The organism is Burkholderia sp. IT-111MI5 (assembly GCF_949752865.1).
GTDB lineage: Bacteria > Pseudomonadota > Gammaproteobacteria > Burkholderiales > Burkholderiaceae > Burkholderia > Burkholderia pyrrocinia_C.
This window is the reverse complement of record NZ_CATKIF010000007.1, coordinates 80,526-106,596: the sequence shown is the minus strand read 5'-3', so window position 1 is coordinate 106,596 and position 26,071 is coordinate 80,526. Positions and strand designations below refer to the sequence as shown.

The window sequence follows — 26,071 nt, the reverse complement described above, 5'->3', positions numbered from 1 at the left end:
GAAAAGTGCGAGCCACTCGTGCGACGCGCTCGTCGCGCCGCCGAATGCGCTCAGTGAAACAGTTCGTCGTAGTCCACCGTGGCCGTGCCGAGCTTGCCGACCACGATGCCTGCCGCGCGATTCGCGAGCACGACCGCGTCGACGAGCGGCACGCCTGCGCCGAGCATCGTCGCGACCGTCGCGATCACGGTATCGCCCGCGCCCGACACGTCGTACACCTCGCGCGCAAGCGCCGGTGCGTGCAGTTCGCCGGTGGCGGAAAAGAGCGTCATGCCCTCTTCGGAACGCGTGAGCAGCAGCGCGTCGATGCCGAGTTCCGCACGCAGATTCGCGACACGCGCGCGCAGATCGTCTTCCGATTTCCACTGCCCGATCACTTCGCGCAACTCCGCGCGATTCGGCGTGATCAGCGAGGCGCCGCGGTAGCGCGCCCAGTCGTCGCCCTTCGGGTCGACGAGGACGGCCTTGCCGGCCGCCCGCGCTTTCTCGATCATCGTCGTGACGTGCGTCAGGCCGCCCTTCGCGTAATCCGACATCAGCACGACGTCGTGCTGCGGCAGCAGCGCGTCGAAGCGCGCGAGCCCCGCGAGCAGCACCTCGTGCGTAGGCATCGCCTCGAAGTCGACGCGCAGCAGTTGCTGCTGGCGTGCGAGCACGCGCAGCTTGATCGTGGTCGGCAGCGTCGGGTCGCGCTCGAGATACGGCGTCACGCCGCTGCTCCCGAGCAGCTCGACGATCCGCTCGCCGGGTTCGTCGCAACCGACGACGCACAGCAATCCGGCCTGGCCGCCGAGCGTCACGGCATTGCGCGCGACGTTGGCCGCACCGCCGAGCCGCTCTTCCTGACGCTGCACGTGCACGACCGGCACCGGCGCTTCCGGCGAAATTCGATCGACGTTGCCGAACCAGTAACGGTCGAGCATCACGTCGCCGACGACAAGCACACGCGAGCGCGCGAGCTGCGCGCGCGGCACCGGAACGACTTCGCGGAGAGTATTCATCGTGTGATCAGCCACGGGAGAACGACTGGGGATCGACATACGGCCGGCCGATCGCATAGTAGTCGATGCCCAGTTCGGCCATCGCGTCCGGCTCGTACAGGTTGCGCCCGTCGAAAATCACCGGCGCCTTCAGTTCGGCCTTCAGGCGCGTGAAATCGGGGCTCCGGAATTCCTTCCATTCGGTCACGATCACGAGCGCGTCCGCCCCCGTCACGGCGACGTCCTGCGTATCGACGAGCTGCAGCCGTGCAAGCGCATCCGCATCGTCGCCGAAATCCAGCGCGAACACGCGCCGCGCCTCGTCGACCGCGACCGGATCGTACGCGCGCACGATCGCGCCGCGCTCGAGTAGCGCGGCGATCAGGCGGCGGCTCGGCGCCTCGCGCATGTCGTCGGTGTTCGGCTTGAACGCCAGGCCCCAGACCGCGAACTCGCGGCCGGTCAGGTCGGCGCCGAAGCGCTGCTCGATCTTGCCGATCAGCACGTCCTTCTGCGCATGGTTGGCCGCCTCGACGGCTTCCAGGATGCGCAGCGGCTGGCCGTTCTCGCCCGCGGTGCGAATCAGCGCCTGGACGTCCTTCGGGAAGCACGAGCCGCCGTAGCCGACGCCCGCGTACAGGAAGTGATAGCCGATACGCGGATCGGAGCCGATCCCGCGGCGCACGGCCTCGATGTCGGCACCGACCTTGTCGGCGAGATTCGACATCTCGTTCATGAACGAGATACGCGTCGCGAGCATCGCATTCGCCGCATATTTCGCGAATTCGGCCGAACGCACGTCCATGTAGATCGTCCGCTCGTGGTTGCGGTTGAACGGCGCGTAAAGCTTCTTCATCTTCTCGCGCGCGATCGTGCCCGTCTCGTCGCCGTCGACGCCGATGATGATCCGGTCAGGGCGCATGAAGTCCTCGACCGCGGCGCCTTCCTTCAGGAATTCCGGGTTCGACACGACCGAGAAGCGATGCGCGACGCTGCCGCCGAGCCCGCGTGCGGCAAGCGCCTCGTCGACCACGCCGCGCACGCGCTGCGCGGTACCGACCGGCACCGTCGACTTGTCGACGATCACCTTGAAGCCCGTCATGTGGCGGCCGATGTTGCGCGCGGCCTCGAGCACGTATTGCAGGTCGGCCGAGCCGTCCTCGTCGGGCGGCGTGCCGACCGCAATGAACTGGATCTCGCCGTGCGCGACGCTCGCCTCGAGGTCGGTCGAAAAGCGCAGGCGCCCCGCCGCGCGGTTGCGCGCGATGATGTCCAGCAGCCCCGGTTCGTGAATCGGCATCCCGCCGTTATTCAGGATGTCGATCTTGCGCGGATCGACGTCGAGACAGAAGACGTCGTGACCGATCTCCGCGAGACATGAGCCCGTGACGAGGCCGACATAGCCGGTGCCGATGATGGTGATTTTCATAGATGTTCCGGTACTTCCCGGTAATTGACTAACTTGGCCGCCGGGCCGAGCCCGGCGACAACCGCTGCGCGTTGGTTCCGCGTGCCGGGATCAGCTCGACATCGCAGGTTCGACGCGGCGCGGCGCATAGGTTTCCCAGCCGCTGCATCCGGGGCACTGCCAGTAGAAGAGCCGCGCCCGGAAACCGCAATTCTGGCACGTATACCGTGGCAGATTTTTCGTGCGCTGCTTGATCAGCGCACGCATCATTTCAAGTTCCTTACGACGCGGTTCGTCGGCCGCCGCGATCTGCGCATCGAGCAGGTGCAGCATCCCCGACAGGTTCGGCGACTTCTCCATCTGCGCGCGCGCGAGCGTGTGCGCTGCATCCTGGCCGCGCAACCCCGCGATATGCTGATAGGCGATGTCGAGCAGGTCGTTCGACGGATAGCGGTCGACATACCCCATCAGCAGCTCCGCGCCGTCGACGTTCTTGCCGAGCGCGACATAGGCCTTCATCAGCTTGTCGGCGACGAGCGGCAGATACGCCGGGTTCTGCGCTTCGACACGCTTCCAGTGCTCGATCGCAGCCGCGTGATTGCCCTCCGCCTCCGCGGCATCGCCGGACAGGATCGTCGCGCGAACGTTCTGCGGGTTCACGGTCAGCGCGAGCCGCAGTTGCTCTGCGGCCGCAGCCGCGTTCTTGCGCTGCAACGCGTCCTGCGCGAGTTCGCAGTGAAACTGCGCGATTTCGGTGCCGAGCGGTTTGTCGCTCATCGACTCGATGCGCTTCGCGGTATCGATCGACTTGTTCCAGTCCTTCTCGATCTCGTAGATCGTCAGCAGCGCCCGCTGTGCGCCAAGCGCGTAGTCGCCGTCGGCGAGCTTGTGGAACGCCTCCTCGGCGCGATCGAGCAGGCCGGCCTTGAGGAAATCCTGGCCGAGCTCGTACAGCGCATGGTCGCGCTCGTTGACCGGCAGGTCCGTACGGCTCAGCAGGTTCTGGTGCACGCGGATTGCACGGTCGGTTTCACCGCGACGGCGGAACAGGTTGCCGAGCGCGAAGTGCAGCTCGACCGTCTCGGGGTCGAGCTTGGCGACCTCGATGAACGCGTCGATCGCCTGGTCCGGTTGTTCGTTCAACAGAAAATTCAGGCCGCGAAAATACGATCGCGGCAGGTTGGCACTCTCCGACAGGAGATTCTTCAGGTCATAGCGTGACGCCGCCCAACCGAGCGCGAACGCAACCGGAATCGCGAGCAACCACCAGAAATCCAGATCCATGCGAAATATCGAAGCAGAGACGAAAACCGCGCGATTATCGCGCGGCGTCCGTGTTAAATGACGGGCGGCATCGGCGGCTGGTCGATGACGGCAGGCGTTTCGCGCGCCGCGCGCAGATCGCGCTTCAGGCGCCCGTTCTCGAGACGCAGACGGAAGATCGAAGGCAGCGCGGACAGCAGGCCGGCCAGCAGCCCCACGACGAAGAACGCGAGGCCGATCAGGATCAGCGGCGCTTGCCATGCATAGCCGGCAACAAAATTCAGCGTCGCGGTTTGCGTATTGGCCAGCGCGAGCACCAGCAGCAGCACGAACACCAATACCCGGATCAGCCAGACGATAAACTTCATGAAGCCCTCTCTTTGTTGAGGTTTGCCGCGGCGCGCGACTCCCCTTCGTCGCACCGAATCGACCCGTATTGTAAAGGAAGCGTTTCCGCGGCTGCGCAGATCCTGCTCGCCCCATTGCGCTGCGGTTGCCGGAAACGAAAAAAGCGCCCGCAAGGGGCGCTTTTTTCTTCAGCCTTCGCCGGACAGGTTCCGGGCAAACCGAACGACGCTCAACGCTCGTCGTCCGGATCATCAGCCTTCAGCGGCTCACCGGCGCGGCCGTCGACGCGTTCACGCAATTCCTTGCCAGGCTTGAAGTGCGGCACGAACTTCTCGGGCACCTGCACTTTCTCCCCCGACTTCGGGTTGCGTCCGACGCGCGCCGGGCGACGGTTGAGGCCGAAGCTGCCGAAACCCCGAATTTCGATGCGATGCCCTTTCGCCAGGGCATCGGACATCGCATCGAGCATCGTTTTCACCGCGAAATCCGCATCCTTGAGGACAAGTTGCGGAAATCGCGATGCCAGCTGCGCGACCAACTCGGATTTGGTCATACTTCAGCAGACCTCGTGAGGCTTACTGGTTCTGGCCGTCGAGCTTCGCCTTCAGCAGCGCGCCGAGGTTGGTCGTACCGGTCGCAGCAGCGCTCGAGTCCGATTGCAGGCCGCGGATCGCTTCCTGTTGCTCGGCCGAATCCTTCGCCTTGATCGACAGGTTGATGCCACGCGACTTGCGATCGATGTTGATCACCATCGCGTTGACCTTGTCGCCTTCCTTCAGCACGTTGCGTGCATCTTCGACGCGATCCTGCGAGATTTCCGATGCGCGCAGGTAGCCTTCGATGTCGCCCGTCAGCGTGATGACCGCACCCTTCGCATCGACCGTCTTCACGACGCCGTCGACGATCGAGCCCTTGTCGTTCATTGCAACGTAGTTGCTGAACGGGTCGCCTTCGAGTTGCTTGATGCCGAGCGAAATACGCTCCTTCTCGACGTCGATACCGAGCACGATTGCTTCGACTTCGTCGCCCTTCTTGTACTTGCGAACGGCTTCTTCGCCAGCTTCGCTCCACGACAGGTCCGACAGGTGGACCAGGCCGTCGATGCCGCCCGGCAGACCGATGAACACGCCGAAGTCGGTGATCGACTTGATTGCGCCCGTGATCTTGTCGCCCTTCTTGAAGTTGCGGCTGAAGTCATCCCACGGATTCGGCTTGCACTGCTTCATGCCGAGGCTGATACGACGACGGTCTTCGTCGATCTCGAGAACCATGACTTCGACTTCGTCGCCGAGCTGGACAACCTTCGACGGAGCAACGTTCTTGTTGGTCCAGTCCATTTCCGACACGTGGACGAGGCCTTCGATGCCCGATTCCACTTCGACGAATGCGCCGTAGTCGGTGATGTTCGTGACCTTGCCGAACAGGCGCGTGCCCGACGGGTAACGGCGCGAGATGCCTTCCCACGGATCGTCGCCCAGTTGCTTGATGCCCAGCGAGACGCGGTTCTTCTCCTGGTCGAACTTGAGGATCTTCGCGGTGACTTCCTGGCCAACCGACAGGACTTCGCTCGGGTGACGCACACGACGCCATGCGATGTCGGTGATGTGCAGCAGGCCGTCGATGCCGCCGAGGTCGACGAACGCACCGTAGTCGGTGATGTTCTTGACCACGCCGTTGACGATCGCGCCTTCCTTCAGCGTCTCGAGCAGCTTCGCGCGCTCTTCGCCTTGCGTCGCTTCGATCACTGCACGACGCGACAGCACGACGTTGTTACGCTTGCGATCGAGCTTGATCACGCGGAACTCGAGCGTCTTGCCTTCGTACGGGGTCGTGTCCTTGACCGGACGCGTGTCGACCAGCGAACCCGGCAGGAACGCGCGGATGCCGTTGACCATCACGGTCATGCCGCCCTTCACCTTGCCGGTGATCGTGCCGGTGACGAGTTCGTTGTTGTCGAGGGCCTTTTCCAGCGACAGCCACGATGCAAGGCGCTTCGCCTTGTCGCGCGACAGGATCGTGTCGCCGTAGCCGTTTTCGAGTGCGTCGATCGCGACGGACACGAAATCGCCCGACTGCACCTCAACCTCGCCCTGATCGTTCAGGAATTCCTCGATCGGAATGTAAGCCTCGGACTTCAGGCCTGCATTGACGACCACGAAGTTGTGGTCGACGCGCACGACTTCGGCGGAAATCACTTCGCCGGCGCGCATGTCTTGGCGGGTCAGCGACTCTTCGAACAGAGCCGCAAAGGATTCGGTATTCGGGGTGGAGGTTTGCAGGTCGGACATAAAAATCTGATTGTGCATGGCTCGCTGTGCCACGCCGGCCGGAATGGCAGGCTGAAAGGGCCAGATCGAAGACCACACGGGGTTAAGGGTTCGAAACACGCTCCGCGCTTGCGACGCGGAGCACCTACCGCTGCCCGCCTTCTCAGGCGGGCTGGCCGAGCGCCCGGTACCACTGCAGCACCTGGTCGACTGCTTCATCGACCGAAAGTGCCGACGTATCCAGCAGCTCGGCATCTGCCGCGGGCTTCAGCGGTGCGGCCGCGCGATTGCTGTCGCGCGCGTCACGTTCACGAAGATCCCGGAGCAAGTCATCTATATTAGCAGAAAAACCTTTTTGCATCAATTGCTTATGCCGCCTGGCCGCGCGCGCCTCGGCGCTGGCCGTCAGGAACACCTTCAGCACGGCGTCCGGGAAGATCACCGTACCCATGTCGCGGCCGTCGGCAACCAGGCCCGGCGTCTTGCGGAACGCGCGCTGGCGCGCGACCAGCGCGGTGCGCACGGGCCCGTGCACGGCAATGGCCGACGCGCGGTTGCCGACCGCTTCGGCGCGGATGTCGTTCGACACGTCGACGCCGTCGAGCTGCGCGCAGCCTTCGCGGAACGTGATGTGGAGATCGTCGATCAGTTTCACCAGCGCGTCGATGTCCTCCGCCTCAATGCCGTAGCGTACGCTTGCGAGCGCCGCGAGACGGTACAGCGCACCGCTGTCGAGCAGGTGGAAGCCAAGGTGCGCGGCGACGAGCGCCGCGACGGTGCCCTTGCCGGAAGCGGTCGGGCCGTCGATCGTGATGACGGGAGTCGGGTGAAAGGGTCGGGTCGATTTCATCGGAACAGTCGGGTCAGGCTTTGGCGAGCGCGGCGAAGCGGTCGAAATAGTCGGGGAACGTCTTGCCGACGCACTTCGGATCGTTGATCCGCACGGGCACGCCGCCCAGGCTGACGAGCGAGAAGCACATCGCCATCCGGTGATCGTCGTACGTGTCGATCGCCGCGTTCGGCGTGAGCTTTTCCGGCGGCGTGACAACGAGATAGTCGGGCCCTTCCTCGACGATCGCGCCGACCTTGCGCAGTTCGGTCGCCATCGCGGCGATGCGGTCGGTCTCCTTCACGCGCCAGCTCGCGATGTTGCGCAGCGTGCTCGTGCCGCTCGCGAACAGCGCCGCAACCGCGATGGTCATCGCCGCATCGGGGATCAGGTTGAAATCCATGTCGATCGGCTCGAGCTTGCCGTGGTCGTGGCCGATGCCTCGCACATCGATCCAGTCGTCGCCCATCGTCACGTTCGCGCCCATCTGCATCAGCGCGTTCGCGAAGCCGACGTCGCCCTGGATACTCGCCCGCCCCACGCCCTCGACGCGCAGCGGGCCGCCGCCAAGCGCGCCGGCCGCGAGGAAGTACGATGCGGACGACGCATCGCCCTCGACCATGATCCGCCCCGGCGAGCGGTAGCGGACGCCGGCCGGCACGACGAAGCGCTGCCAGCCGTCACGCTCGACGACCACGCCGAAACGCTCCATCAGCCGGATCGTGATGTCGATGTACGGCTTCGAGATCAGTTCGCCGTCGACCTCGACGACGATCTTGCCGTCCTTCGCCTTCACGAGCGGCAGCGTCATCAGCAGCGCCGTGAGGAACTGGCTCGACACGTCGCCGCGCACGCGGATCGGCGCATCGACCGAGATCGTCGCGGGCCTGATCCGCAGCGGCGGGTAGCCTTCGTTCAGTTCGTAATCGATCCGCGCGCCGATCTGCCGCAGGCCGTCGACGAGATCGCCGATCGGCCGCTCGTGCATGCGCGGCACGCCGTGCACGCGATAGTCGCCGCCGTTCACCGCGAGCGCCGCGGTCAGCGGCCGCACGGCCGTGCCCGCGTTGCCGAGGAACAGGTCGGCCGTCTTCGCGGTGAACGCGCCGCGCGTGCCCGTGACGACGCAGGTGTCGCCGTCGCGCACGAGCTTCACGCCGAGCTTGCCGAGTGCATCGAGCATCACGCGCGTGTCGTCGGAGTCGAGCAGGTTGGTGATCGTCGTTTCGCCTTCGGCAAGCGCCGCGAGCAGCAGCACGCGGTTCGAGATGCTCTTCGAGCCGGGCAGGCGCACGGTGCCCGATGCGCTGGAGTACGGGCCGAGATCGAGATAGTCCATGGGAATCGTCCTGTTATTTCTTGACCGGTTCGGCAGCGGGCGTGCCGCCACGCTCCTGCCATGCCTTGCGTGCGGCGCGCGAGCGCGTGAACACGGCTTCGAGCGCCGCGCCGTCGCCGGCGTCGATTGCCTCGCGCAGCCGCGCGAGCACGCGCGTGTAGCCGTCGAGTTCGTCGAGCAGCGCCGCGCGGTTCGCGACGCACACGTCGCGCCACATCTCCGGGCTCGACGCCGCGATGCGCGTGAAATCGCGGAAGCCGCCCGCCGCGTACGAGAATTTGAGTTCCGCGTCCGTCTCGCCGAGGATCTGTTCGACGAGCGCAAACGACAGCACGTGCGGCAGATGGCTGATCGACGCAAACACGCGGTCGTGCTGCCCGGTGCTCATCGTGCGCACGTCGGCGCCGGTCGCGCGCCACATCGCGTCGATCCGCGCGACCGATTCGGGCGCGTTCTCCGGCAGCGGGCACAGCACGACGTTGCGGCCGACGTACAGGTCCGGCAACGCGGCCTCGACGCCGCTCGACTCGCGGCCGGCAATCGGATGCCCCGGCACGAACTGCGCGATCCGCGCGCCGAGCGCTTCGCGCGCGGCGGCGACGACGTCGGATTTGGTGCTGCCCGCATCGGTGACGATCGTCGCATCGGCGAGCCACGGCGCGATGCGCGCGAGCAACGGGCCCGTCTGCGCGACGGGTGCGGCCAGCAGCACGAGATCGGCGCCCGCCAGCGCGTCGCGCAACTGCGCGTCGTCGTCGAGCGCCGCCGCGCGGTCGATCACGCCGAGCGACAGCGCACGCTCGACCGATACGCGCGAACGGCCCACGCCGACGATCTCGCCCGCGCCGCCCGGCGCGCGCTCGCGCAGCGCGCGGGCCAGCGATCCGCCGATCAGGCCGACACCGAAAATGACCAGTTTGTTGAATGCAAAGCCTGACACGACAAGAGCCAAGTTACGCGTGCGGAACGACGCCCCGCACACGGAATTCCAGATTCCGGGCAACGGGCCCGCACCCGGCGCGACCTGCACCGGATGCCGCCCGAACCCGCCTTCGGCAGCGCCGATCGGCCTGCCCCGCCCGCCTGGCCGCCGCGCCTGCGCGAGCAGGCGCCGGACCGCCGCGCGTCAGCGTGCGCGCGGATACGAACCGAGTATCTTCAGGAACGCAGCCTTCTGGCCAAGTTCCGCAAGCGCGGCCGCGACCGACGCATCGTCGCGGTGCCCTTCGATGTCGATGTAGAAGTAGTACTCCCACGTGCCGACGCGTGCCGGACGCGACTCAAAGCGCGTCATCGACACACCGTGCCGCGCGAGCGGTTCGAGCAGCTTGAACACGGCGCCCGGCTCGTTCTTCACCGACACGATCAGCGACGTCTGGTCATGACCGCTTTGCCCGGCCGGCTGCTTGCCGACGATCACGAAGCGCGTACGGTTGTGCGGATCGTCCTGGATCTGCGAGAACGCGATCTGCAAGCCGTAATGCGCGGCCGCGCGGTCGCCCGCGATCGCCGCGACGGTCGGATCGGCCGCCGCGAGGCGCGCGGCCTCCGCGTTGCTCGCCACGGCCTGCCGCTCGAGCTGCGGCGCATTCGCGGCGAGCCACTGCTGGCATTGCGCGAGCGCCTGCGCATGCGCGCAGACGCGCTTCACGCCGTCGAGCGTGCCGCTCTGCGTGAGCAGGTTGTGGTGGATGGGCAGCGCGAGCTCGCCGCTGATCAGCAGTTGCGTCTGCAGCAGCAGGTCGAGCGTGCGCGACACGGCCCCTTCGGTCGAATTCTCGACCGGCGCGACGCCGAACGCGGACGCACCGGCCTCGACCGAACGGAACACCTCGTCGATCGACGGGCACGGCAGCCCTTCGATCGACTGGCCGAAATACTCGAACATCGCCTGTTCGCTATACGTGCCGACCGGCCCGAGGAACGCGACGTGGATCGTCTGCTCGAGCGCGCGGCTCGCCGCCATGATCTCGCGCCAGATTGCGCTGATGTGCTCGCTCTCGAGCGGCCCCGCGCTCATGTCCTGCAGCCGCGCGATCACCTGCAGCTCGCGCTCCGGCCGGAACACCGGCGCGTTGAAATGCTTCTTGACCTCGCCCACCTCCAGCGCCACCGCGGCGCGCTGGTTCAGGAGCGCAATCAGCTGCGCGTCGATCGCGTCGATGCGATCACGCAGCGGTTTCAGGCGGGAATTCAGTTCGTCGTCCATGCGTTTTGCCGTGCTGTTTGAGCAGCGCCGCCGTCAGGCGCCGCGCTGCTCGAAGTCCTTCATGTACTCGACGAGCGCCTTCACGCCCTCGAGCGGCACCGCGTTGTAGATCGACGCCCGCATGCCGCCGACGGACTTGTGGCCCTTCAGCTGCAGCAGCCCGCGCGCCTTTGCGCCGGCAAGGAAGTCTTCGTTGCGCGTTTCGTCGGCCAGGAAAAACGGCACGTTCATCCGCGAACGCGCTGCCGGCTCGACCTTGTTCAGATAGAAGCCGCTCGCATCGATCGTGTCGTAGAGCAGCTTCGATTTTTCGATATTGCGGGCCTCGATCGCTTCGAGGCCACCCTGCCGCTTCAGCCACTGGAACACGAGACCCGCGATGTAGATCGCATAGGTGGGCGGCGTGTTGTACAGCGAGTTGTTCTCGGCGACAGTCTTCCACTCGAACGCGGACGGGCAGATCGACAGCGCGCGATCGAGCAGGTCCTCGCGCACGATCACGACCGTCACGCCGGCCATGCCGATATTCTTCTGCGCGCCGCCGAACAGCACGCCGTATTTCGCGACGTCCATCGGGCGCGACAGGATGTGCGACGAGACATCCGCGACCAGCGGCACGTCGCCGAGATCGGGAATCTCGAACGTCTCGACGCCGTCGATCGTCTCGTTGGTGCACAGATGCACGTAGGCCGGATCGTCCGACAGTTGCCATTCGGCGCGCGCCGGCGCGCGCGTGAAGCCGTCTTCCGTCTTGCCGGTTGCGGCGAGATGCGGCGTGCAGAACTTCTTCGCCTCGCCGAACGATTTCTGCGACCACGAGCCCGTCACGACGAAGTCGGCGGTGTTGCGCGACCCGAGCAGGTTCATCGGCACGATCGCGTTTTCCGCGATGCCGCCGCCCTGCAGGAACAGGATCCGGTGGCTTGCCGGCACGCCGAGCAGGTCGCGCAGGTCGGTCAGCGCGGCCTCGTGAATCGACATGAATTCCTTGCCGCGATGGCTCATCTCCATCACGCTCATGCCGCTGCCGTGCCAGTCGAGCATTTCGTCGGCGGCCTGCCGCAGCACTTCCTCGGGCATCGCCGCAGGACCGGCGGAGAAATTAAAGACGCGCATCGTGAAAACCTCGGGAGGGACGCGACCGGCGGCTTGCCGCCGCATGTCAGTTGCAAATGAGCCGCGCCAGAAAAAGAATGGCCGCTTGCGCTCGCGCGCAAACGGCCATTATCGCACTGTCGGAAGGCTCCCGCCAAACCCGGCCGAACGGCCGGGGGGGCGTGCCTGGACGGCTTACTTGCCCGGCTTGACTGCTGCGACTTCCTTGTCAGCCTGCGTGCGCGTTGCCTGGATCGCTTGCGGCATGTACTTCTGCATCAGGCCGTTGACCACGTCGCGACCGACCTGATCCTGAACCTGGATGAACTTGCGGCCCGTCGGGCTCTTGTAGAACGTCGTCAGATCCTTGATCTCCGACGTGCTGTAGTACTTCGCGTATGCGTCGTACTGAGCCGACATTGCGTCGTTCTGGAACTGCTGCGTGCCGAACACCTTGCCCGCGCCGTCGACCAGCTTCGGCACCGCGTTCTTCTGCAGCGTCGGAACGGCAGCCTGCTTCTGCTTGTCGTTCAGCGTCTTGTTTTCCGACAGCGCGTCCGACAGGATCGCCGGCACGAGCTGCTTGGCCTGCATTTCGGCGCTGTTGCCGATTGCCGACACGAGCTTCGGCGCGTCGATCGCGTCGAGCAGATCCTTGATCGCTGCCTTCTTGTCGGCGTCGATCGGCGCAGCTGCCGCGGCGGGCGCCGGTGCGGAATTCGACAGCGCTTGCGCCATCGCGAACGTCGGCACCAGTGCAGCCAGCAGGACCAGTTGCTTGAATTGCTTTTGCATCATCACTCCCTTTTGGAAATATGAATGGTTGCTCGCCGGCCGCGGCGCTTCACGCCCGCGGCGGCCAGAGTCTCATCCGTTCTTCAGGCTTCGCCGTCCGACGCCTCGTCGGCCTCGCCATCGCCCTCCTCGGCCTCCGCAATCTGCTGCAGGCCGGAGAGCTTGGTACCCTCATCGAGACTGATGAGTGTAACACCTTGCGTGGCGCGCCCCATCTCGCGAATCTCGGAAACACGGGTGCGAATCAACACGCCGGCCGTCGTGATCAGCATGATCTGATCCTCGGCGTCGACGAGCGTCGCGGCCACGACCTTGCCGTTGCGCTCGGACGTCTGGATCGCGATCATACCCTTCGTACCGCGACCGTGACGCGTGTACTCGGTGATCGGCGTGCGCTTGCCGTAGCCGTTCTCGGTCGCGGTGAGCACGGTCTGCTCCTCGCTGCCCGCAACCAGCATCGCGATGACCTGCTGCCCGTCCTCGAGCTGCATGCCGCGCACGCCACGCGCCTCGCGCCCCATCGGACGCACGTCGTTCTCGTCGAAGCGCACGGCCTTGCCGGCGTCGGAGAACAGCATCACGTCGTGCGCGCCGTCGGTGATCGACGCACCGATCAGGAAGTCGCCGTCGTCGAGGCCGACCGCGATGATGCCCTTCTTCATCGGGCGGCTGAACGCTTCGAGCGGCGTCTTCTTCACGGTGCCGAGCGACGTCGCCATGAAGATGAACTTGTCGGCCGAGAATTCCTTGACCGGCAGCACGACGTTGATCTTCTCGCCTTCCTGCAGCGGGAACATGTTGACGATCGGGCGGCCGCGCGAGTTGCGCGAGCCCTGCGGCACCTCATAGACCTTGACCCAGTACACGCGGCCGCGGTTCGAGAAGCACAGGATGTAATCGTGCGTGTTCGCGATGAACAGCGTCTCGATCCAGTCGTCTTCCTTCATCTGCGTCGCCTGCTTGCCGCGACCGCCGCGCTTCTGCGCGCGGTACTCGGACAGCGGCTGCGACTTCACGTAGCCCGCGTGCGACATCGTGACGACCATGTCCTGCGGCGTGATCAGATCCTCGGTGTTCAGCTCGGTCGCGTTCAGCTCGATCTTCGAGCGGCGCGCATCGCCGAATTCGGCCTTCACCGACGTGAGTTCCTCGCCGATCATCGTCGTGATCCGCTCGGGGCGCGCGAGGATGTCCAGCAGGTCGGCGATCTGCGCCATCACTTCGCGGTACTCGCCGATGATCTTGTCCTGCTCGAGGCCGGTCAGGCGCTGCAGGCGCATCTGCAGGATTTCCTGGGCCTGCGTGTCGGACAGACGGTACAGCCCGTCGACCTGCATGCCGAACGCCGGGTTCAGGCCTTCCGGGCGGTACGCGGAGCGGCCGCCGGCCGCCGCGTTCTCGCTCTCGGCGCGCGTCAGCATCTCGCGCACGAGCGACGAATCCCACGGCTTCGCCATCAGTTCCTGCTTCGCGATCGGCGGCGTCGGCGCGGCCTTGATGATCGCGATGAACTCGTCGATGTTCGCGAGCGCGACCGCGAGACCTTCGAGCACGTGGCCGCGTTCACGGGCCTTGCGCAGTTCATAGATCGTGCGGCGCGTCAGCACTTCGCGTCGATGCGACAGGAAGCACTGCAGGATTTCCTTCAGGTTCAGCAGCTTCGGCTGGCCGTCGACGAGCGCGACCATGTTCATGCCGAACGTGTCCTGGAGCTGCGTCGCCTTATACAGGTTGTTCAGCACCACTTCGGGCACTTCGCCGCGCTTGAGCTCGATCACGACACGCATGCCGCTCTTGTCGGACTCGTCGCGGATGTCGGAGATGCCTTCGAGCTTCTTCTCGTTGACGAGCTCGGCGATCCGCTCGAGCAGCGAGCGCTTGTTCACCTGGTACGGCAGCTCGTCGACGATGATCGCCATCCGCTGGCCGCGGTCGATCTCCTCGAAGTGCGTGGCCGCGCGCATCACGACGCGGCCGCGCCCCGTGCGGTAGCCGTCGCGCACGCCGGCGACGCCGTAGATGATGCCGGCGGTCGGGAAGTCCGGCGCCGGGATGATCTCGATCAGCTCGTCGATCGTCGCTTCCGGGGTGTTCAGCAGGTGCTGGCACGCGTCGACGACTTCGTTCAGGTTGTGCGGCGGGATGTTGGTCGCCATGCCGACCGCGATGCCCGACGAGCCATTGATCAGCAGGTTCGGGATGCGCGACGGCAGGACCGACGGCTGCATTTCGTTGCCGTCGTAGTTCGGCTCGAAATCGACCGTTTCCTTGTCGATGTCGGCGAGCAGCTCGTGACCGATCTTCGCCATGCGAATTTCGGTGTAACGCATCGCCGCGGCATTGTCGCCGTCGATCGAGCCGAAGTTGCCCTGCCCGTCGATCAGCATGTAGCGCAGCGAGAAGTCCTGCGCCATCCGCACGATCGTGTCGTAGACCGCGGTGTCGCCGTGAGGGTGGTACTTACCGATCACGTCACCGACGATACGCGCCGACTTCTTGTACGCGCGGTTCCAGTCGTTGTTCAGTTCGTGCATCGCGAACAACACGCGCCGGTGCACGGGCTTCAGGCCATCGCGGACATCCGGGAGGGCACGTCCGACGATCACGCTCATCGCGTAATCGAGATACGAACGGCGCATTTCCTCCTCTAGGGAGGTGGGCAGGGTCTCTTTGGCGAATTGATCCATGTATCCGTATCGTTTCGGAGCGAAGACGGCGAACGCCTTTCGCGTGGGCGCTGCATGCGCAACGCAACGCGAGATTCTAACATGCGCCCATCAGCCGCAAATTCGCCTCCCCCCTCTATATATAAATAGCGAAAATCGCGGCGGCGGCGGACCGGCCGGAACCGCACGCGACTCGACGCCACCGTTGATCGCGCCCGGTTTACCGGCGATCCCACCCGGTTTGTTTCACGCGCACGAGTAAACAGTTGCCCGCACCCGCGCAATTTCGCCGGCGCACTCTTGACAATCTCTAAAAGTTGCGGCAGGCCGGTGTTGCGCATGCACCACAAAGTTGAGGGGATCTTAGGGTGGGGAGGATTTTTTTTCGTAGGAAGGGAACGATATGGCAAAATGCCAACGCACTGAAAGTTAGACGCTGCTCGAAGTCTACACAGAGCGGTGCCGCGTTTTTTGTGCCGCACCAATGTTATACTTCGAGCAATGTATGACTTGTCACCGTCAACAGGCTCGCAGTAAACCTGCGGTAATCTCAATTTCGAGAGGAGAAATATGAATAAACTTTCAAAGCTCGCGTTCATTGCAGCTACCGCAGTTATGGCTGCATCCGCTTCGGCACAGTCGGTGCCGGCGTCGCGTCAAGCCGTCAATGACAACTGGGTGAACGGCACGGGCGAATGGGTGTGGATGAACGGCACGAACGAGCTCTGCTGGCGCGATGCGTTCTGGACGCCGGCCACCGCCAACGCGAAGTGCGATGGCGCACTGGTCGCCCAGGCACCGCAGCCGCCGGTCGCTCCGGTCGCTCCGGCCATCACGAGCCAGAAGATCACGTATCAAGCTGACGCCCTGTTCGACTTCGACAAGGCAACGCTCAAGCCGCTGGGCAAGCAGAAGCTGGACGAACTGGCTTCGAAGATCCAGGGCATGAACACGGAAGTGGTCGTCGCAACGGGCTACACGGACCGCATCGGTTCGGACAAGTACAACGACCGTCTGTCGCTGCGCCGTGCGCAGGCCGTGAAGTCGTACCTGGTCAGCAAGGGTGTGCCGGCCAACAAGATCTACACGGAAGGCAAGGGCAAGCGCAACCCGGTTACGACTGGCTGCAACCAGAAGAACCGCAAGCAGCTGATCGCCTGCCTCGCACCGGACCGCCGCGTGGAAGTCGAAGTGGTTGGTACGCAAGAAGTCCAGAAGACGACCGTTCCGGCGCAGTAAGCCGCGGTTTTCGACTGCTTCAAAGCCCCGCTCCGGCGGGGCTTTTTCATTGACGCCCGTCCGGGCGCTCGCTGGCCTCGTCGTCCGCCCGCTTATATACTCGGGGCTGACGAACCGCAGCACCGCCCTCCTTCCGTAGCCCGTTTGCCGCCATGACCAACGCCGATCCGCACGAACTCCAGAAATTCAGCGACCTCGCCCATCGGTGGTGGGATCCGAATGCCGAATTCAAGCCGCTGCACGACCTGAACCCGGTCCGGCTCGGCTGGATCGACGCACATGCGCACCTGGCCGGCAAGCGCGCACTCGACATCGGCTGCGGCGGCGGCATCCTGTCCGAATCGATGGCCGGGCTCGGCGCCCAGGTGAAAGGCATCGACCTGTCGACCGAAGCGCTTGGCGTCGCCGACCTGCACAGCCTCGAAAGCGGCATCGCGGTCGACTACGAGGCGATCGCCGCCGAAGCGATCGCCGCGCGCGAGCCGGGCAGCTACGACGTCGTCACGTGCATGGAGATGCTCGAGCACGTGCCGTCGCCCGGCGACATCGTCGCCGCGTGCGCGACGCTCGTGAAGCCGGGCGGCTGGGTGTTCTTCTCGACGCTGAACCGGAATCTGAAGTCCTACCTGTTCGCGGTGATCGGCGCAGAGTACATCGCGCAAATGCTGCCGAAGGGCACGCACGACTACGCGCGCTTCATCCGCCCGTCGGAACTGGCCGGCTTCGTGCGCGCGACGGATCTGCACATCGTGGAGATCAAGGGCATCACGTATCACCCGATCGGCAAGCGCTTCGCGCTGTCGAACGACACCGACATCAACTACCTCGTCGCGTGCCGCCGCGGCGCGTGACCCTCCGACCGGCATGACGACTCCCCTTTCGACCGCGCGGGCCGCACTCGACGAACCGCGCCTGCTGCACTGCGCTGCCGTGCTGTTCGACCTCGACGGCACGCTTGCCGACACGGCGCCCGATCTCGCCGCCGCCGTCAACAAGATGCAGCGCGCGCGCGGCCTGGCCGAAACGCCGCTCGACGTGCTGCGGCCGCTGGCCTCGGCCGGCGCGCGCGGCCTGCTCGGCGGCGCGTTCGGCATCGATCCGCACACGCCCGGCTACGAAGCGATGCGCGACGAGTTCCTGGCCAACTACGCGACGGATATCTGCGTGCAAACGACGCTGTTCCCCGGCATCGGCGACGTGCTCGACGAACTCGATGCGCGCAGCGTGCGCTGGGGCATCGTCACGAACAAGGCGATGCGGCTCACGGCGCCGCTCGTCGACCTGCTCGGTCTTGCACCGCGCGCGGCCTGCGTCGTCGGGGGCGACACAACGCCGCACTCGAAGCCGCACCCTGCTCCGCTGCTGCACGCGGCCGACCAGCTGACGCTCGCGCCGGCGCGCATCGTCTATGTCGGCGACGATCTGCGCGACATTCAGGCCGGCAGCGCTGCCGGCATGGCGACGGTCGCGGCCGCATACGGTTACTGCGGCGACGGCGCCGCGCCGGCCGACTGGCAGGCCCAGCATCTCGTCGACACGACGCAGGAACTGCGCGAACTGCTGCGCGATGTTGGGCTATAATGATTGATCTGATCCGCGGGGGCGACCTGGTTTCGACAGGGGTTGTGAAGCGGCTAGGGCATGTCGAGGACCCGTCACCTCGTTAATCAATGGGAAAATCGTAACTGCAAACGACGATACGTTCGCACTGGCAGCCTAACGGCCGCCGTCCTCTGCCTAGTTCACTGACGGGCTAGTGTCGCAAGACCGGTAGCAATACCGCCAGAGGTCATTTACGTCAGTTAAGCCCTGTCGGCGTCGCGACGCCAGGGTCGAAAACCTAGCGAATCGCCGTAGTGCAGCGTGTTCGTCCGCGTCGCTGCGGTTAAATCAAATGACTGAACTAAACATGTAGAACTAGTCGTGGAGCGCTTCTGGACGCGGGTTCGATTCCCGCCGCCTCCACCAAATTCCGCGCTCGCCGCACGAACCCCGCATGACGCAAGTCTGCGGGGTTTTTTGTTGCCGGCGAAACGCATGCGTCCCCTCTCCTTCGAAAAAGCGCCCAGCCACGGACGGGCCGGGCGGAATGCCGCCGGTATTCCGGCGACAGGAGGTGACGGATATTCCGCCGCGCCCGCGCAAGCGTCGGTCGCAACGGGCTGCGGCCAGCCCGGTTGCCGCTGCGCAGGGTGCGACGTGTCCGCCGCACCCTGCGCTCGAGCACACCGGGCAATACAAGACTCAGCTGCCGCGATACAGCGACTTCATTTCTTCAGCGCTGGCCGGGCGCACGCCCATGGCATGCGAACCCGATGCCGATGCGCCCTGTGCCTGCGCGCCGTACCCGCTGGCGTCGGCGCCTTGCGCTTGCGCCAGTGCGCTGCGCTGCTGTTCCGCAACACGGGCCGTTGCGGCCTGGACCGCTTCCGGATAGTGCGGATCTTCGCCGCGGGCGGAGTTGTAACCGGCTTGCTGGAGCTGGACCAGCTCGGCCCGGACCTGCGCGCGGGTGATCGTCGAACCCGACTGGGCAAACGACACGACCGGGGCAACGAGAGCGGCAGCAACGACAACAGCTTGAACGAGCGACTTCATGATGACCTACCTCCAGATTTGTCTGTTTTCGCGGTGAACACCTTGTTCAGCGCCGACAAACTGAAGTTTATGTAGGCGGATGCTTAAGAATAAGGCAGGTTTCAGGAAGACATCCTTCCTGGTTTCCGGGTTAACCCTAGATCACTCGCCGGGCCGGCGATTCGCGAACGCTGCTTCGCCCGACATCGCGTCGCATGACGACTCGCCTGAAAGCACGAGCCCCGCGAAGCGACAACGCTTCGCGGGGCTCGAATGGTATTGCACGGGATTCGTGCAGTCGCGCCGGTCAGACGGTCAAGCCGATATGCGTGTGCCCATCACCCGCCTGCCGAATCGACACCGCACGACGACGGCGCAAACACGCCTGTCCAGGTGTTACTGAGTATCCATCGGGCACTTCAGATTGCAGCCGTTCGGGTCGCCCAGGTCGCCCTTGCGACGCAAGGCCGATTTCTTGCTGCCCTGGTATTTCTGCGACGGCGCCGACGCCGCGAACGGCATCTGCGGATGCTCGTTCAAGCGAAACTGTTCGCTCAGGATGCCGCCGGGCACGCCCGGAGAATTCTGCGCAAGCGCGAACGGCGAAGCAGCGACCAGAAGCCCCGCGGTCAACGCTGCCGCGGCGAGGGAAACGGAAAATTTCATGGCGGGATGACGCCTGAACGGCGTGCTTGTTGGAACGTTGATCAAGCGCCAAGCGTAGCGCAAATCTCCCGCTCCTGCAGCGCAGTCCGACCGCGTGCCCGTCACCGGGAATGGCCGTCCGGCGCGCTCGTGCCGTCACTGCCGGCCAGCCCCGTCGCAATGCTCGTCAGCGTCCCGCATGCGGCCGGATCGTAGCCGTCGAGATGGGCGACGCGCTCGACGAAGCGCGCGTCGCGCAGCAGCGCCAGCACGCCGTCGAGCGGCCGCGCGCCGAGCCGCGCGCGTTCGCACGCGAAGTAATAGTCCTCGTCGACGACCGGGATGAAATCGAGCCCGAAATGACGGGCGGCCGGCTCGACGCCGAAGCCGAGATCGGCCATCCCGCTCGCGACGAACGCGGCGATCGCCGAATGCGTGAGTTCGGCCGACGCATAACCGTCGATGCGCTCGGGATCGATGCCGATCGCGCGCAGCGCGAGATCCAGCAGCATGCGCGTACCCGACCCCGGCTGCCGGTTGACGAAGCGGATGTCGTTGCGCGCGAGGTCCGAGAGCCCGCGGACCTGCTTCGGGTTGCCGCGCGGCACGAACAGCCCCTGCTGGCGGCGCGTCAGGTGAATCAGCACGTGGCGCGCGTCGTCGAGCCACGGCCGGTAGATCTGCGCGCACTGCGCGCGAAACGCGCCGCGCGGCAGATGGAAGCCGGCCAGGTCGCATTCGCCGCGCGCGAGCGCCTGTACGGCCTCGACGCTCTCGCGATACTTGATGTCGACGGCTGCCTGCGCATCGACGAGCGCGGACACGAGCGTCGCGACCGCGTAACCGTGCGACGCGTGGATACGCACGGCGCCGTCGCGCTGCGCAAGCCGCCGGTTCAGGTCGCTGGCCACCTCGGCCGCCAGCGTGCGCAGGTTCCCGTCGAGCCGGCTGCGCGCGAGGCGCTGCGCGTCGACGACCGCCTGCCCGAGCTCCGACAACGTCGATCCCTTGCCCCGCGCGGTTTCGACCAACTCTGCGCCGATGCACGCTTCCAGCGCGCGCAGCATGCCCCACGCGTGCCGGTACGACAGCCCTTTTGCCTGGGCAGCCTGCGCGATGCTACCCGTGTCGGCCACGAGTTCCAGCAACGGCGCGACGTCCGACAGGCTGGCCGTGCGACCTTCCGTGTCGCGTACGGTCAGATATGCGTCGCATTCGATTCGAACCAATTATGCACTCCGATTTCCTATTGCGACTGCGAAATCTTCCGCTTATCGTTGATGAAAATCAATCTGAACGAAGTCGCGATGCACACTATATGAATAGTGAGCGCATATGAGACTTTGGAGGAGCATAACCGATGTCCCCGAATTCCCATGCGCCCGACGCGCTCGTCGAGCGCCATGCGCGCGCCGGCCGGTCGCTGGTCGCGATCCTTCATGCGATCCAGGACGACGCGGGCTACGTGCCGCCGGGCTGTGTCGCGCCGCTCGCCAGGGCGCTGAACCTGTCGCGCGCGGAAGTGCACGGCGTACTGACCTACTATCACCACTTCCGCACCGCGCCGCCCGCGCGCGTGACGATCCAGATGTGCCGCGCCGAAGCGTGCCGTAGCATGGGCTGCGAAACGCTCGCCGCGCACGCTGAAGCCTGCACGGGCTGCCGGTTCGACGCAGCGCACGGCGATGCCGCGGATGCGCACGCGCCGGACGCCGTCGCGCTCGAATCGGTCTACTGCCTCGGACTGTGCGCGCAGTCGCCGTCGCTGACGGTCAACGGCGTGCTGCATGCGAAGGTCACGCCGGAGAAATTCGACGCGCTGCTGGCCGATGCTCTCGCCCACACGCCGGAGGCCGCATGACGACCCGCATCTACGTCCCCCGCGATTCGTCCGCGCTGGCCCTCGGCGCCGACGCGCTCGCCGCCGCGATCGTCGCGGAAGCCGAACGGCGCGGCGTCGCGATCGAACTGGTCCGCAACGGCTCGCGCGGGCTGCTGTGGCTCGAGCCGCTCGTCGAGGTCGGCACGGCCGCCGGACGCGTCGGCTATGCGAACCTGTCGGCCGCCGACGTGCCGGCCCTGTTCGATGCCAACTGGCTCGAAGGCGGTGCGCATCCGAGCGGCGTCGGCGTCGTCGACGCGCACCCCTATCTCGCGCGCCAGCAGCGCCTCACGTTCGCGCGCATCGGCCTGACCGATCCGCTGTCGATCGACGACTACCTGCAGCATGAAGGCCTCGCCGGCCTGAAGAACGCACTCGCGCTCGACGGCGATGCCGCGTGCGAAATGCTGATCGAATCGGGGCTGCGCGGCCGCGGCGGCGCGGCGTTCCCGGCCGGCATCAAGTGGCGCACGGTCCGGCACGCGAGCGCCACGCAGAAGTACATCGTCTGCAATGCGGACGAAGGCGATTCGGGCACGTTCTCCGACCGCCTGATGATGGAATGCGATCCGTACTGCCTGATCGAAGGGATGATCATCGCGGGCATCGCAACGGGCGCGACGGTCGGCTACATCTACGTGCGCAGCGAATACCCGCACGCGATCGCGACGCTCGAAGCCGCGATCGTCCGCGCGCGCGAGGCCGGCTGGCTCGGCGAACACGTGCTCGGCTCCGCGCATGCATTCGAGCTGCACGTCGCGAAAGGCGCGGGCTCGTACGTGTGCGGCGAGGAAACGGCGCTGCTCGAATCGCTCGAGGGCAAGCGCGGCGTCGTGCGCGCGAAGCCGCCGCTGCCCGCGCTCGCCGGCCTGTTCGGCCAGCCGACCGTGATCAACAACGTGATCACGCTCGCGACGGCACCCGTGATCTTCGCGCGCGGCGCCGCGTTCTATCGCGACTACGGGATGGGCCGCTCGCGCGGCACGCTGCCGTTCCAGCTGGCCGGCAACATCCGTCACGGCGGCCTCGTCGAACTCGCGTTCGGGGTCACGCTGCGCGAGCTGCTGTTCGACTTCGGCGATGGCACGGCAAGCGGCCGGCCCGCACGCGCCGCACAGGTCGGCGGCCCGCTCGGCACCTACCTGCCCGACCATCAGTGGGATGTGCCGCTCGACTACGAGGCGTACACGGCGATCGGTGCGGTGGTCGGCCACGGCGGCATCGTGCTGCACGACGACACGTCGAACCTCGCCGAGCTTGCCGAATATGCGATGAAGTTCTGTGCGATCGAATCGTGCGGCAAGTGCACGCCGTGCCGGATCGGTTCGACGCGCGGCGTCGAGACAATCGCGCGCATCCGACACGGCGACACGTCGGAGCGGCAGGTCACGCTGCTGCGCGACCTGTGCGACACGATGCTGGCCGGTTCGCTGTGCGCGATGGGCGGGATGACGCCCTACCCGGTGCTGTCCGCGCTCGACCATTTCCCCGAAGATTTCGGGCTCGCTGGCGGCAAGGATGCCGCGTCGGGCCCGGTCAAGGCTGCGGCCTGACCCAGAAGGAGCCCTGCATGTCCCTCGACACGAACAACGTCCGCCAAGGCGGCTGCGGCTCGGGCCAATGCGCGTGCAAGAGCGCCGCACAGGCACGCGCCCGCGACCCGTTCGACGATACCGACTACGGCACGCCGCAACGGCATGCCGATACCGACGTCACGCTCGAAATCGACGGCCAGCCGGTGACGGTACCTGCCGGCACGTCGGTGATGCGCGCGGCGATCGAAGCCGGCGTCAACGTCCCGAAGCTCTGCGCGACCGATTCGCTCGAGCCGTTCGGCTCGTGCCGGCTGTGCCTCGTCGAGATCGAAGGCCGGCGCGGTTATCCGGCGTCGTGCACGACGCCGGCCGAAGCGGGCATGAAGGTGCGCACGCAGTCGGACCGGCTGCAGTCGCTGCGCCGCAACGTGATGGAGCTGTACATCTCCGACCATCCGCTCGACTGCCTCACCTGCCCCGCCAACGGCGACTGCGAGCTGCAGGACATGGCAGGTGTCGTCGGGCTGCGCGAAGTGCGCTACGGCTTCGATGGCGCGAATCACCTCAACGACCGCAAGGACGAATCGAACCCGTACTTCACGTACGACCCGTCGAAGTGCATCGTCTGCAACCGCTGCGTGCGCGCGTGCGAGGAAACCCAGGGCACGTTCGCGCTGACGATCGCCGCGCGCGGCTTCGAATCGCGCGTCGCCGCAGGCGAAAGCGAATCGTTCATGGCGTCGGAATGCGTGTCGTGCGGCGCCTGCGTCGCCGCATGCCCGACGGCCACGCTGCAGGAAAAATCCGTCGTGCAGCTCGGGCAGGCCGAACACTCGGTCGTCACGACCTGCGCGTACTGCGGCGTCGGCTGCTCGTTCAAGGCCGAGATGAAGGGCACGCAGGTCGTGCGCATGACGCCGAACAAGAACGGCCTCGCGAACGAGGGCCACGCGTGCGTGAAGGGACGCTTCGCGTGGGGCTACGCGACGCACAAGGACCGCATCGCGAAGCCGATGATCCGCGAGAAGATCACCGACCCGTGGCGCGAAGTGAGCTGGGACGAAGCGCTCACCTACGCGGCGACGCAATTCCGCAAGCTGCAGCAGAAGTACGGCCGCGATTCGATCGGCGGCATCACGTCGTCGCGCTGCACGAACGAGGAAACCTACCTCGTGCAGAAGCTCGTGCGTGCCGCGTTCGGCAACAACAACGTCGACACCTGCGCGCGCGTGTGCCATTCGCCGACCGGCTATGGCCTCAAGACGACGCTCGGCGAATCGGCCGGCACGCAGACGTTCGCATCGGTCGACCAGGCCGACGTGATCGTCGTGATGGGTGCGAACCCGACCGACGGGCACCCGGTGTTCGGCTCACGGCTGAAGCGGCGCGTTCGCGAAGGCGCGAAGCTGATCGTGATCGACCCGCGCCGCATCGATGTCGTCGACGGCCCGCACGTGAAGGCCACGCATCATCTGCAACTGCGCCCCGGCACCAACGTCGCGATCGTCAACGCGCTCGCGCACGTGATCGTCACCGAAGGGCTCGTTGCCGACACGTTCGTCGCCGAGCGCTGCGAGACGCGCGCGTTCGAGCAATGGCGCGACTTCGTGTCGCGCGCCGACAATTCGCCCGAGGCCACCGCCGACGTGACGGGCGTGCCGGCCGAGCTGGTACGCGCCGCCGCGCGCCTGTACGCAACGGGCGGCAATGCCGCGATCTATTACGGGCTGGGCGTGACCGAACACGCGCAGGGCTCGACGACGGTGATGGGCATCGCGAACCTCGCGATGGCAACCGGCAACATCGGCCGCGAAGGCGTCGGCGTCAATCCGCTGCGCGGCCAGAACAACGTGCAGGGTTCGTGCGACATGGGCTCGTTCCCGCACGAACTGCCCGGCTACCGGCACATCAGCGACGAGATCGTGCGTGCGCAGTTCGAACAGGCGTGGTCGGCCAAGCTGCAGCCGGAACCGGGGCTGCGCATCCCGAACATGTTCGACGCGGCGCTCGACGGCAGTTTCAAGGGGCTCTACTGCCAGGGCGAGGACATCGTCCAGTCGGACCCGAACACGCAGCACGTGTCGGCCGCGCTGTCGGCGATGGAGTGCATCGTCGTACAGGACATCTTCCTGAACGAGACCGCGAAATATGCGCACGTGCTGCTGCCGGGCTCGACGTTCCTCGAGAAGGACGGCACGTTCACGAACGCGGAGCGCCGCATCTCGCGCGTGCGCAAGGTGATGCCGCCGCTCGCGGGCTACGCTGACTGGGAGGTGACGCTGCTGCTGTCGCAGGCGCTCGGCTACGACATGCACTACACGCATCCGTCGGAGATCATGGACGAGATCGCGCGGCTCACGCCGACCTTCTCGGGCGTGTCGTACGCGAAGCTCGACGCGCTCGGCAGCATCCAGTGGCCGTGCAACGAGCACGCGCCGGAAGGCACGCCGACGATGCACATCGACGAGTTCGTGCGCGGCAAGGGCCGGTTCGTGATCACCAAGTTCATTCCGACACCGGAAAAGGTCACGCAGCGCTATCCGCTGATCCTGACGACGGGCCGCATCCTGTCGCAATACAACGTCGGCGCGCAAACGCGCCGGACCGAAAACGTCCGGTGGCATGAAGAGGATCGCCTCGAGATCCATCCGCACGACGCGCAGGATCGCGGCATCCGGACCGGCGACTGGGTCGGCATCGAATCGCGTGCCGGGCAGACGGTGCTGCGCGCGCTCGTGACGGAGCGCATGCAGCCGGGCGTCGTGTACACGACCTTCCACTTCCCCGAATCGGGCGCGAACGTGATCACGACGGAAAGCTCCGACTGGGCGACGAACTGCCCTGAATACAAGGTGACGGCCGTGCAGGTGCTGCCGGTTGCGCAGCCGTCCGAATGGCAGCGCGCATACGCGCGCTTCAACGCGGAGCAGATCGACCTGCTCGAGCGCCGCGCGAGCACGCCCGACACCGTGACGACAGGCAAGTGAGGCTGCG

General features: G+C 65.9%; 22 protein-coding genes and 1 other RNA gene. 7 read left to right on the top strand and 16 right to left on the bottom strand.

Features of this window, described 5'->3' with window-relative positions; genetic code table 11:
• Positions 1 to 50: 50 nt before the first annotated feature.
• The 13 genes from rfaE1 to gyrA form a co-directional block, all read right to left on the bottom strand.
• Positions 51 to 1,001 carry a D-glycero-beta-D-manno-heptose-7-phosphate kinase gene (gene rfaE1, locus ACM6JT_RS06195; protein WP_217588100.1) on the bottom strand — a complete coding sequence of 317 codons (951 nt, stop codon included), beginning with the start codon at positions 999 to 1,001 and terminating at the stop codon, positions 51 to 53.
• Between the two features lie 7 nt (positions 1,002 to 1,008).
• Entirely contained in the window at positions 1,009 to 2,409 is a 1,401-nt protein-coding gene (locus ACM6JT_RS06190; RefSeq protein ID WP_034183040.1) for a UDP-glucose dehydrogenase family protein, read from the bottom strand.
• A gap of 90 nt (positions 2,410 to 2,499) precedes the next feature.
• Positions 2,500 to 3,672, bottom strand: coding sequence for a lipopolysaccharide assembly protein LapB (lapB, locus tag ACM6JT_RS06185; RefSeq protein WP_414856116.1), 1,173 nt, complete (start codon positions 3,670 to 3,672; stop codon positions 2,500 to 2,502).
• Positions 3,673 to 3,725: 53 nt separating this feature from the next.
• Complete coding sequence (locus ACM6JT_RS06180; protein ID WP_034183038.1) at positions 3,726 to 4,019, bottom strand: lipopolysaccharide assembly protein LapA domain-containing protein; 294 nt, start codon at positions 4,017 to 4,019, stop codon at positions 3,726 to 3,728.
• A gap of 209 nt (positions 4,020 to 4,228) precedes the next feature.
• Positions 4,229 to 4,552, bottom strand: a complete 324-nt coding sequence (locus ACM6JT_RS06175; protein ID WP_006486894.1) for an integration host factor subunit beta — start codon at positions 4,550 to 4,552, stop codon at positions 4,229 to 4,231.
• A gap of 22 nt (positions 4,553 to 4,574) precedes the next feature.
• The gene (gene rpsA, locus ACM6JT_RS06170) at positions 4,575 to 6,287 is read right to left on the bottom strand and encodes a 30S ribosomal protein S1 (protein WP_034183438.1); all 1,713 of its coding nucleotides are present in this window, start codon (positions 6,285 to 6,287) and stop codon (positions 4,575 to 4,577) included.
• Positions 6,288 to 6,429: 142 nt separating this feature from the next.
• Positions 6,430 to 7,116 carry a (d)CMP kinase gene (gene cmk / locus ACM6JT_RS06165; RefSeq protein ID WP_034183037.1) on the bottom strand — a complete coding sequence of 229 codons (687 nt, stop codon included), beginning with the start codon at positions 7,114 to 7,116 and terminating at the stop codon, positions 6,430 to 6,432.
• Positions 7,117 to 7,129: 13 nt separating this feature from the next.
• Entirely contained in the window at positions 7,130 to 8,434 is a 1,305-nt protein-coding gene (gene aroA / locus ACM6JT_RS06160) for a 3-phosphoshikimate 1-carboxyvinyltransferase (RefSeq protein ID WP_414856115.1), read from the bottom strand.
• A gap of 13 nt (positions 8,435 to 8,447) precedes the next feature.
• The gene (locus ACM6JT_RS06155; protein ID WP_034183035.1) at positions 8,448 to 9,374 is read right to left on the bottom strand and encodes a prephenate dehydrogenase; all 927 of its coding nucleotides are present in this window, start codon (positions 9,372 to 9,374) and stop codon (positions 8,448 to 8,450) included.
• A gap of 186 nt (positions 9,375 to 9,560) precedes the next feature.
• Positions 9,561 to 10,643 (bottom strand): prephenate dehydratase, encoded by a 1,083-nt coding sequence (gene pheA / locus ACM6JT_RS06150; RefSeq protein ID WP_034183034.1) that lies wholly within the window; start codon positions 10,641 to 10,643, stop codon positions 9,561 to 9,563.
• Positions 10,644 to 10,676: 33 nt separating this feature from the next.
• A complete protein-coding gene (serC, locus tag ACM6JT_RS06145) occupies positions 10,677 to 11,759 on the bottom strand; it encodes a 3-phosphoserine/phosphohydroxythreonine transaminase (RefSeq protein WP_034183033.1) in 1,083 nt (360 codons plus the stop codon).
• Positions 11,760 to 11,933: 174 nt separating this feature from the next.
• Complete coding sequence (locus ACM6JT_RS06140) at positions 11,934 to 12,533, bottom strand: DUF2059 domain-containing protein (RefSeq protein WP_021157463.1); 600 nt, start codon at positions 12,531 to 12,533, stop codon at positions 11,934 to 11,936.
• 83 nt (positions 12,534 to 12,616) lie between these two features.
• Positions 12,617 to 15,220: a DNA gyrase subunit A gene (gyrA, locus tag ACM6JT_RS06135; RefSeq protein ID WP_034183032.1), complete on the bottom strand. Its 2,604-nt coding sequence runs from the start codon at positions 15,218 to 15,220 to the stop codon at positions 12,617 to 12,619.
• 549 nt (positions 15,221 to 15,769) lie between these two features.
• On the opposite strand from gyrA, the gene ompA reads away from it, so the two are divergent.
• From ompA to ssrA, 4 genes are all read left to right on the top strand, one after another.
• Positions 15,770 to 16,438: an outer membrane protein OmpA gene (ompA, locus tag ACM6JT_RS06130; protein ID WP_006400736.1), complete on the top strand. Its 669-nt coding sequence runs from the start codon at positions 15,770 to 15,772 to the stop codon at positions 16,436 to 16,438.
• Positions 16,439 to 16,590: 152 nt separating this feature from the next.
• Positions 16,591 to 17,289: a bifunctional 2-polyprenyl-6-hydroxyphenol methylase/3-demethylubiquinol 3-O-methyltransferase UbiG gene (ubiG, locus tag ACM6JT_RS06125; RefSeq protein ID WP_034183031.1), complete on the top strand. Its 699-nt coding sequence runs from the start codon at positions 16,591 to 16,593 to the stop codon at positions 17,287 to 17,289.
• Between the two features lie 13 nt (positions 17,290 to 17,302).
• Positions 17,303 to 18,019 carry a phosphoglycolate phosphatase gene (gene gph / locus ACM6JT_RS06120; protein ID WP_034183030.1) on the top strand — a complete coding sequence of 239 codons (717 nt, stop codon included), beginning with the start codon at positions 17,303 to 17,305 and terminating at the stop codon, positions 18,017 to 18,019.
• Positions 18,020 to 18,036: 17 nt separating this feature from the next.
• Positions 18,037 to 18,406, top strand: a transfer-messenger RNA (tmRNA) gene (gene ssrA, locus ACM6JT_RS06115).
• A gap of 276 nt (positions 18,407 to 18,682) precedes the next feature.
• Here ssrA and ACM6JT_RS06110 read toward each other — a convergent pair.
• The 3 genes from ACM6JT_RS06110 to ACM6JT_RS06100 form a co-directional block, all read right to left on the bottom strand.
• Positions 18,683 to 19,036: a DUF4148 domain-containing protein gene (locus tag ACM6JT_RS06110; RefSeq protein WP_034183020.1), complete on the bottom strand. Its 354-nt coding sequence runs from the start codon at positions 19,034 to 19,036 to the stop codon at positions 18,683 to 18,685.
• A 375-nt stretch (positions 19,037 to 19,411) separates the two neighbouring features.
• Complete coding sequence (locus ACM6JT_RS06105) at positions 19,412 to 19,681, bottom strand: hypothetical protein (protein ID WP_034183019.1); 270 nt, start codon at positions 19,679 to 19,681, stop codon at positions 19,412 to 19,414.
• A 101-nt stretch (positions 19,682 to 19,782) separates the two neighbouring features.
• A complete protein-coding gene (locus tag ACM6JT_RS06100; RefSeq protein ID WP_414856114.1) occupies positions 19,783 to 20,889 on the bottom strand; it encodes a substrate-binding domain-containing protein in 1,107 nt (368 codons plus the stop codon).
• Between the two features lie 131 nt (positions 20,890 to 21,020).
• Between ACM6JT_RS06100 and ACM6JT_RS06095 the strand changes: the two genes are divergently transcribed.
• Genes ACM6JT_RS06095 through fdhF form a run of 3 tightly spaced genes read left to right on the top strand, consistent with a single transcriptional unit; the run spans position 21,021 to position 26,064 of the window.
• On the top strand, positions 21,021 to 21,521 hold the full coding sequence (locus ACM6JT_RS06095; protein WP_414856113.1) for an NAD(P)H-dependent oxidoreductase subunit E: 501 nt from the start codon (positions 21,021 to 21,023) through the stop codon (positions 21,519 to 21,521).
• Positions 21,518 to 23,095 carry a formate dehydrogenase beta subunit gene (locus ACM6JT_RS06090; RefSeq protein WP_414856112.1) on the top strand — a complete coding sequence of 526 codons (1,578 nt, stop codon included), beginning with the start codon at positions 21,518 to 21,520 and terminating at the stop codon, positions 23,093 to 23,095. Before ACM6JT_RS06095 ends, ACM6JT_RS06090 begins: the two co-directional genes overlap by 4 nt.
• Positions 23,096 to 23,112: 17 nt before the next feature.
• The gene (gene fdhF, locus ACM6JT_RS06085; RefSeq protein ID WP_414856111.1) at positions 23,113 to 26,064 is read left to right on the top strand and encodes a formate dehydrogenase subunit alpha; all 2,952 of its coding nucleotides are present in this window, start codon (positions 23,113 to 23,115) and stop codon (positions 26,062 to 26,064) included.
• Positions 26,065 to 26,071: the final 7 nt, after the last annotated feature.

What these genes read in the sequence shown, in the direction of transcription:
- rfaE1 (WP_217588100.1), bottom strand. Translation starts at nt 1,001, where the DNA reads ATGAATACTCTCCGCGAAGTCGTTCCGGTGCCGCGCGCGCAGCTCGCG.
- ACM6JT_RS06190 (WP_034183040.1), bottom strand. Translation starts at nt 2,409, where the DNA reads ATGAAAATCACCATCATCGGCACCGGCTATGTCGGCCTCGTCACGGGC.
- lapB (WP_414856116.1), bottom strand. Translation starts at nt 3,672, where the DNA reads ATGGATCTGGATTTCTGGTGGTTGCTCGCGATTCCGGTTGCGTTCGCG.
- ACM6JT_RS06180 (WP_034183038.1), bottom strand. Translation starts at nt 4,019, where the DNA reads ATGAAGTTTATCGTCTGGCTGATCCGGGTATTGGTGTTCGTGCTGCTG.
- ACM6JT_RS06175 (WP_006486894.1), bottom strand. Translation starts at nt 4,552, where the DNA reads ATGACCAAATCCGAGTTGGTCGCGCAGCTGGCATCGCGATTTCCGCAA.
- rpsA (WP_034183438.1), bottom strand. Translation starts at nt 6,287, where the DNA reads ATGTCCGACCTGCAAACCTCCACCCCGAATACCGAATCCTTTGCGGCT.
- cmk (WP_034183037.1), bottom strand. Translation starts at nt 7,116, where the DNA reads ATGAAATCGACCCGACCCTTTCACCCGACTCCCGTCATCACGATCGAC.
- aroA (WP_414856115.1), bottom strand. Translation starts at nt 8,434, where the DNA reads ATGGACTATCTCGATCTCGGCCCGTACTCCAGCGCATCGGGCACCGTG.
- pheA (WP_034183034.1), bottom strand. Translation starts at nt 10,643, where the DNA reads ATGGACGACGAACTGAATTCCCGCCTGAAACCGCTGCGTGATCGCATC.
- serC (WP_034183033.1), bottom strand. Translation starts at nt 11,759, where the DNA reads ATGCGCGTCTTTAATTTCTCCGCCGGTCCTGCGGCGATGCCCGAGGAA.
- ACM6JT_RS06140 (WP_021157463.1), bottom strand. Translation starts at nt 12,533, where the DNA reads ATGCAAAAGCAATTCAAGCAACTGGTCCTGCTGGCTGCACTGGTGCCG.
- gyrA (WP_034183032.1), bottom strand. Translation starts at nt 15,220, where the DNA reads ATGGATCAATTCGCCAAAGAGACCCTGCCCACCTCCCTAGAGGAGGAA.
- ompA (WP_006400736.1), top strand. Translation starts at nt 15,770, where the DNA reads ATGAATAAACTTTCAAAGCTCGCGTTCATTGCAGCTACCGCAGTTATG.
- ubiG (WP_034183031.1), top strand. Translation starts at nt 16,591, where the DNA reads ATGACCAACGCCGATCCGCACGAACTCCAGAAATTCAGCGACCTCGCC.
- gph (WP_034183030.1), top strand. Translation starts at nt 17,303, where the DNA reads ATGACGACTCCCCTTTCGACCGCGCGGGCCGCACTCGACGAACCGCGC.
- ACM6JT_RS06110 (WP_034183020.1), bottom strand. Translation starts at nt 19,036, where the DNA reads ATGAAGTCGCTCGTTCAAGCTGTTGTCGTTGCTGCCGCTCTCGTTGCC.
- ACM6JT_RS06105 (WP_034183019.1), bottom strand. Translation starts at nt 19,681, where the DNA reads ATGAAATTTTCCGTTTCCCTCGCCGCGGCAGCGTTGACCGCGGGGCTT.
- ACM6JT_RS06095 (WP_414856113.1), top strand. Translation starts at nt 21,021, where the DNA reads ATGTCCCCGAATTCCCATGCGCCCGACGCGCTCGTCGAGCGCCATGCG.
- ACM6JT_RS06090 (WP_414856112.1), top strand. Translation starts at nt 21,518, where the DNA reads ATGACGACCCGCATCTACGTCCCCCGCGATTCGTCCGCGCTGGCCCTC.
- fdhF (WP_414856111.1), top strand. Translation starts at nt 23,113, where the DNA reads ATGTCCCTCGACACGAACAACGTCCGCCAAGGCGGCTGCGGCTCGGGC.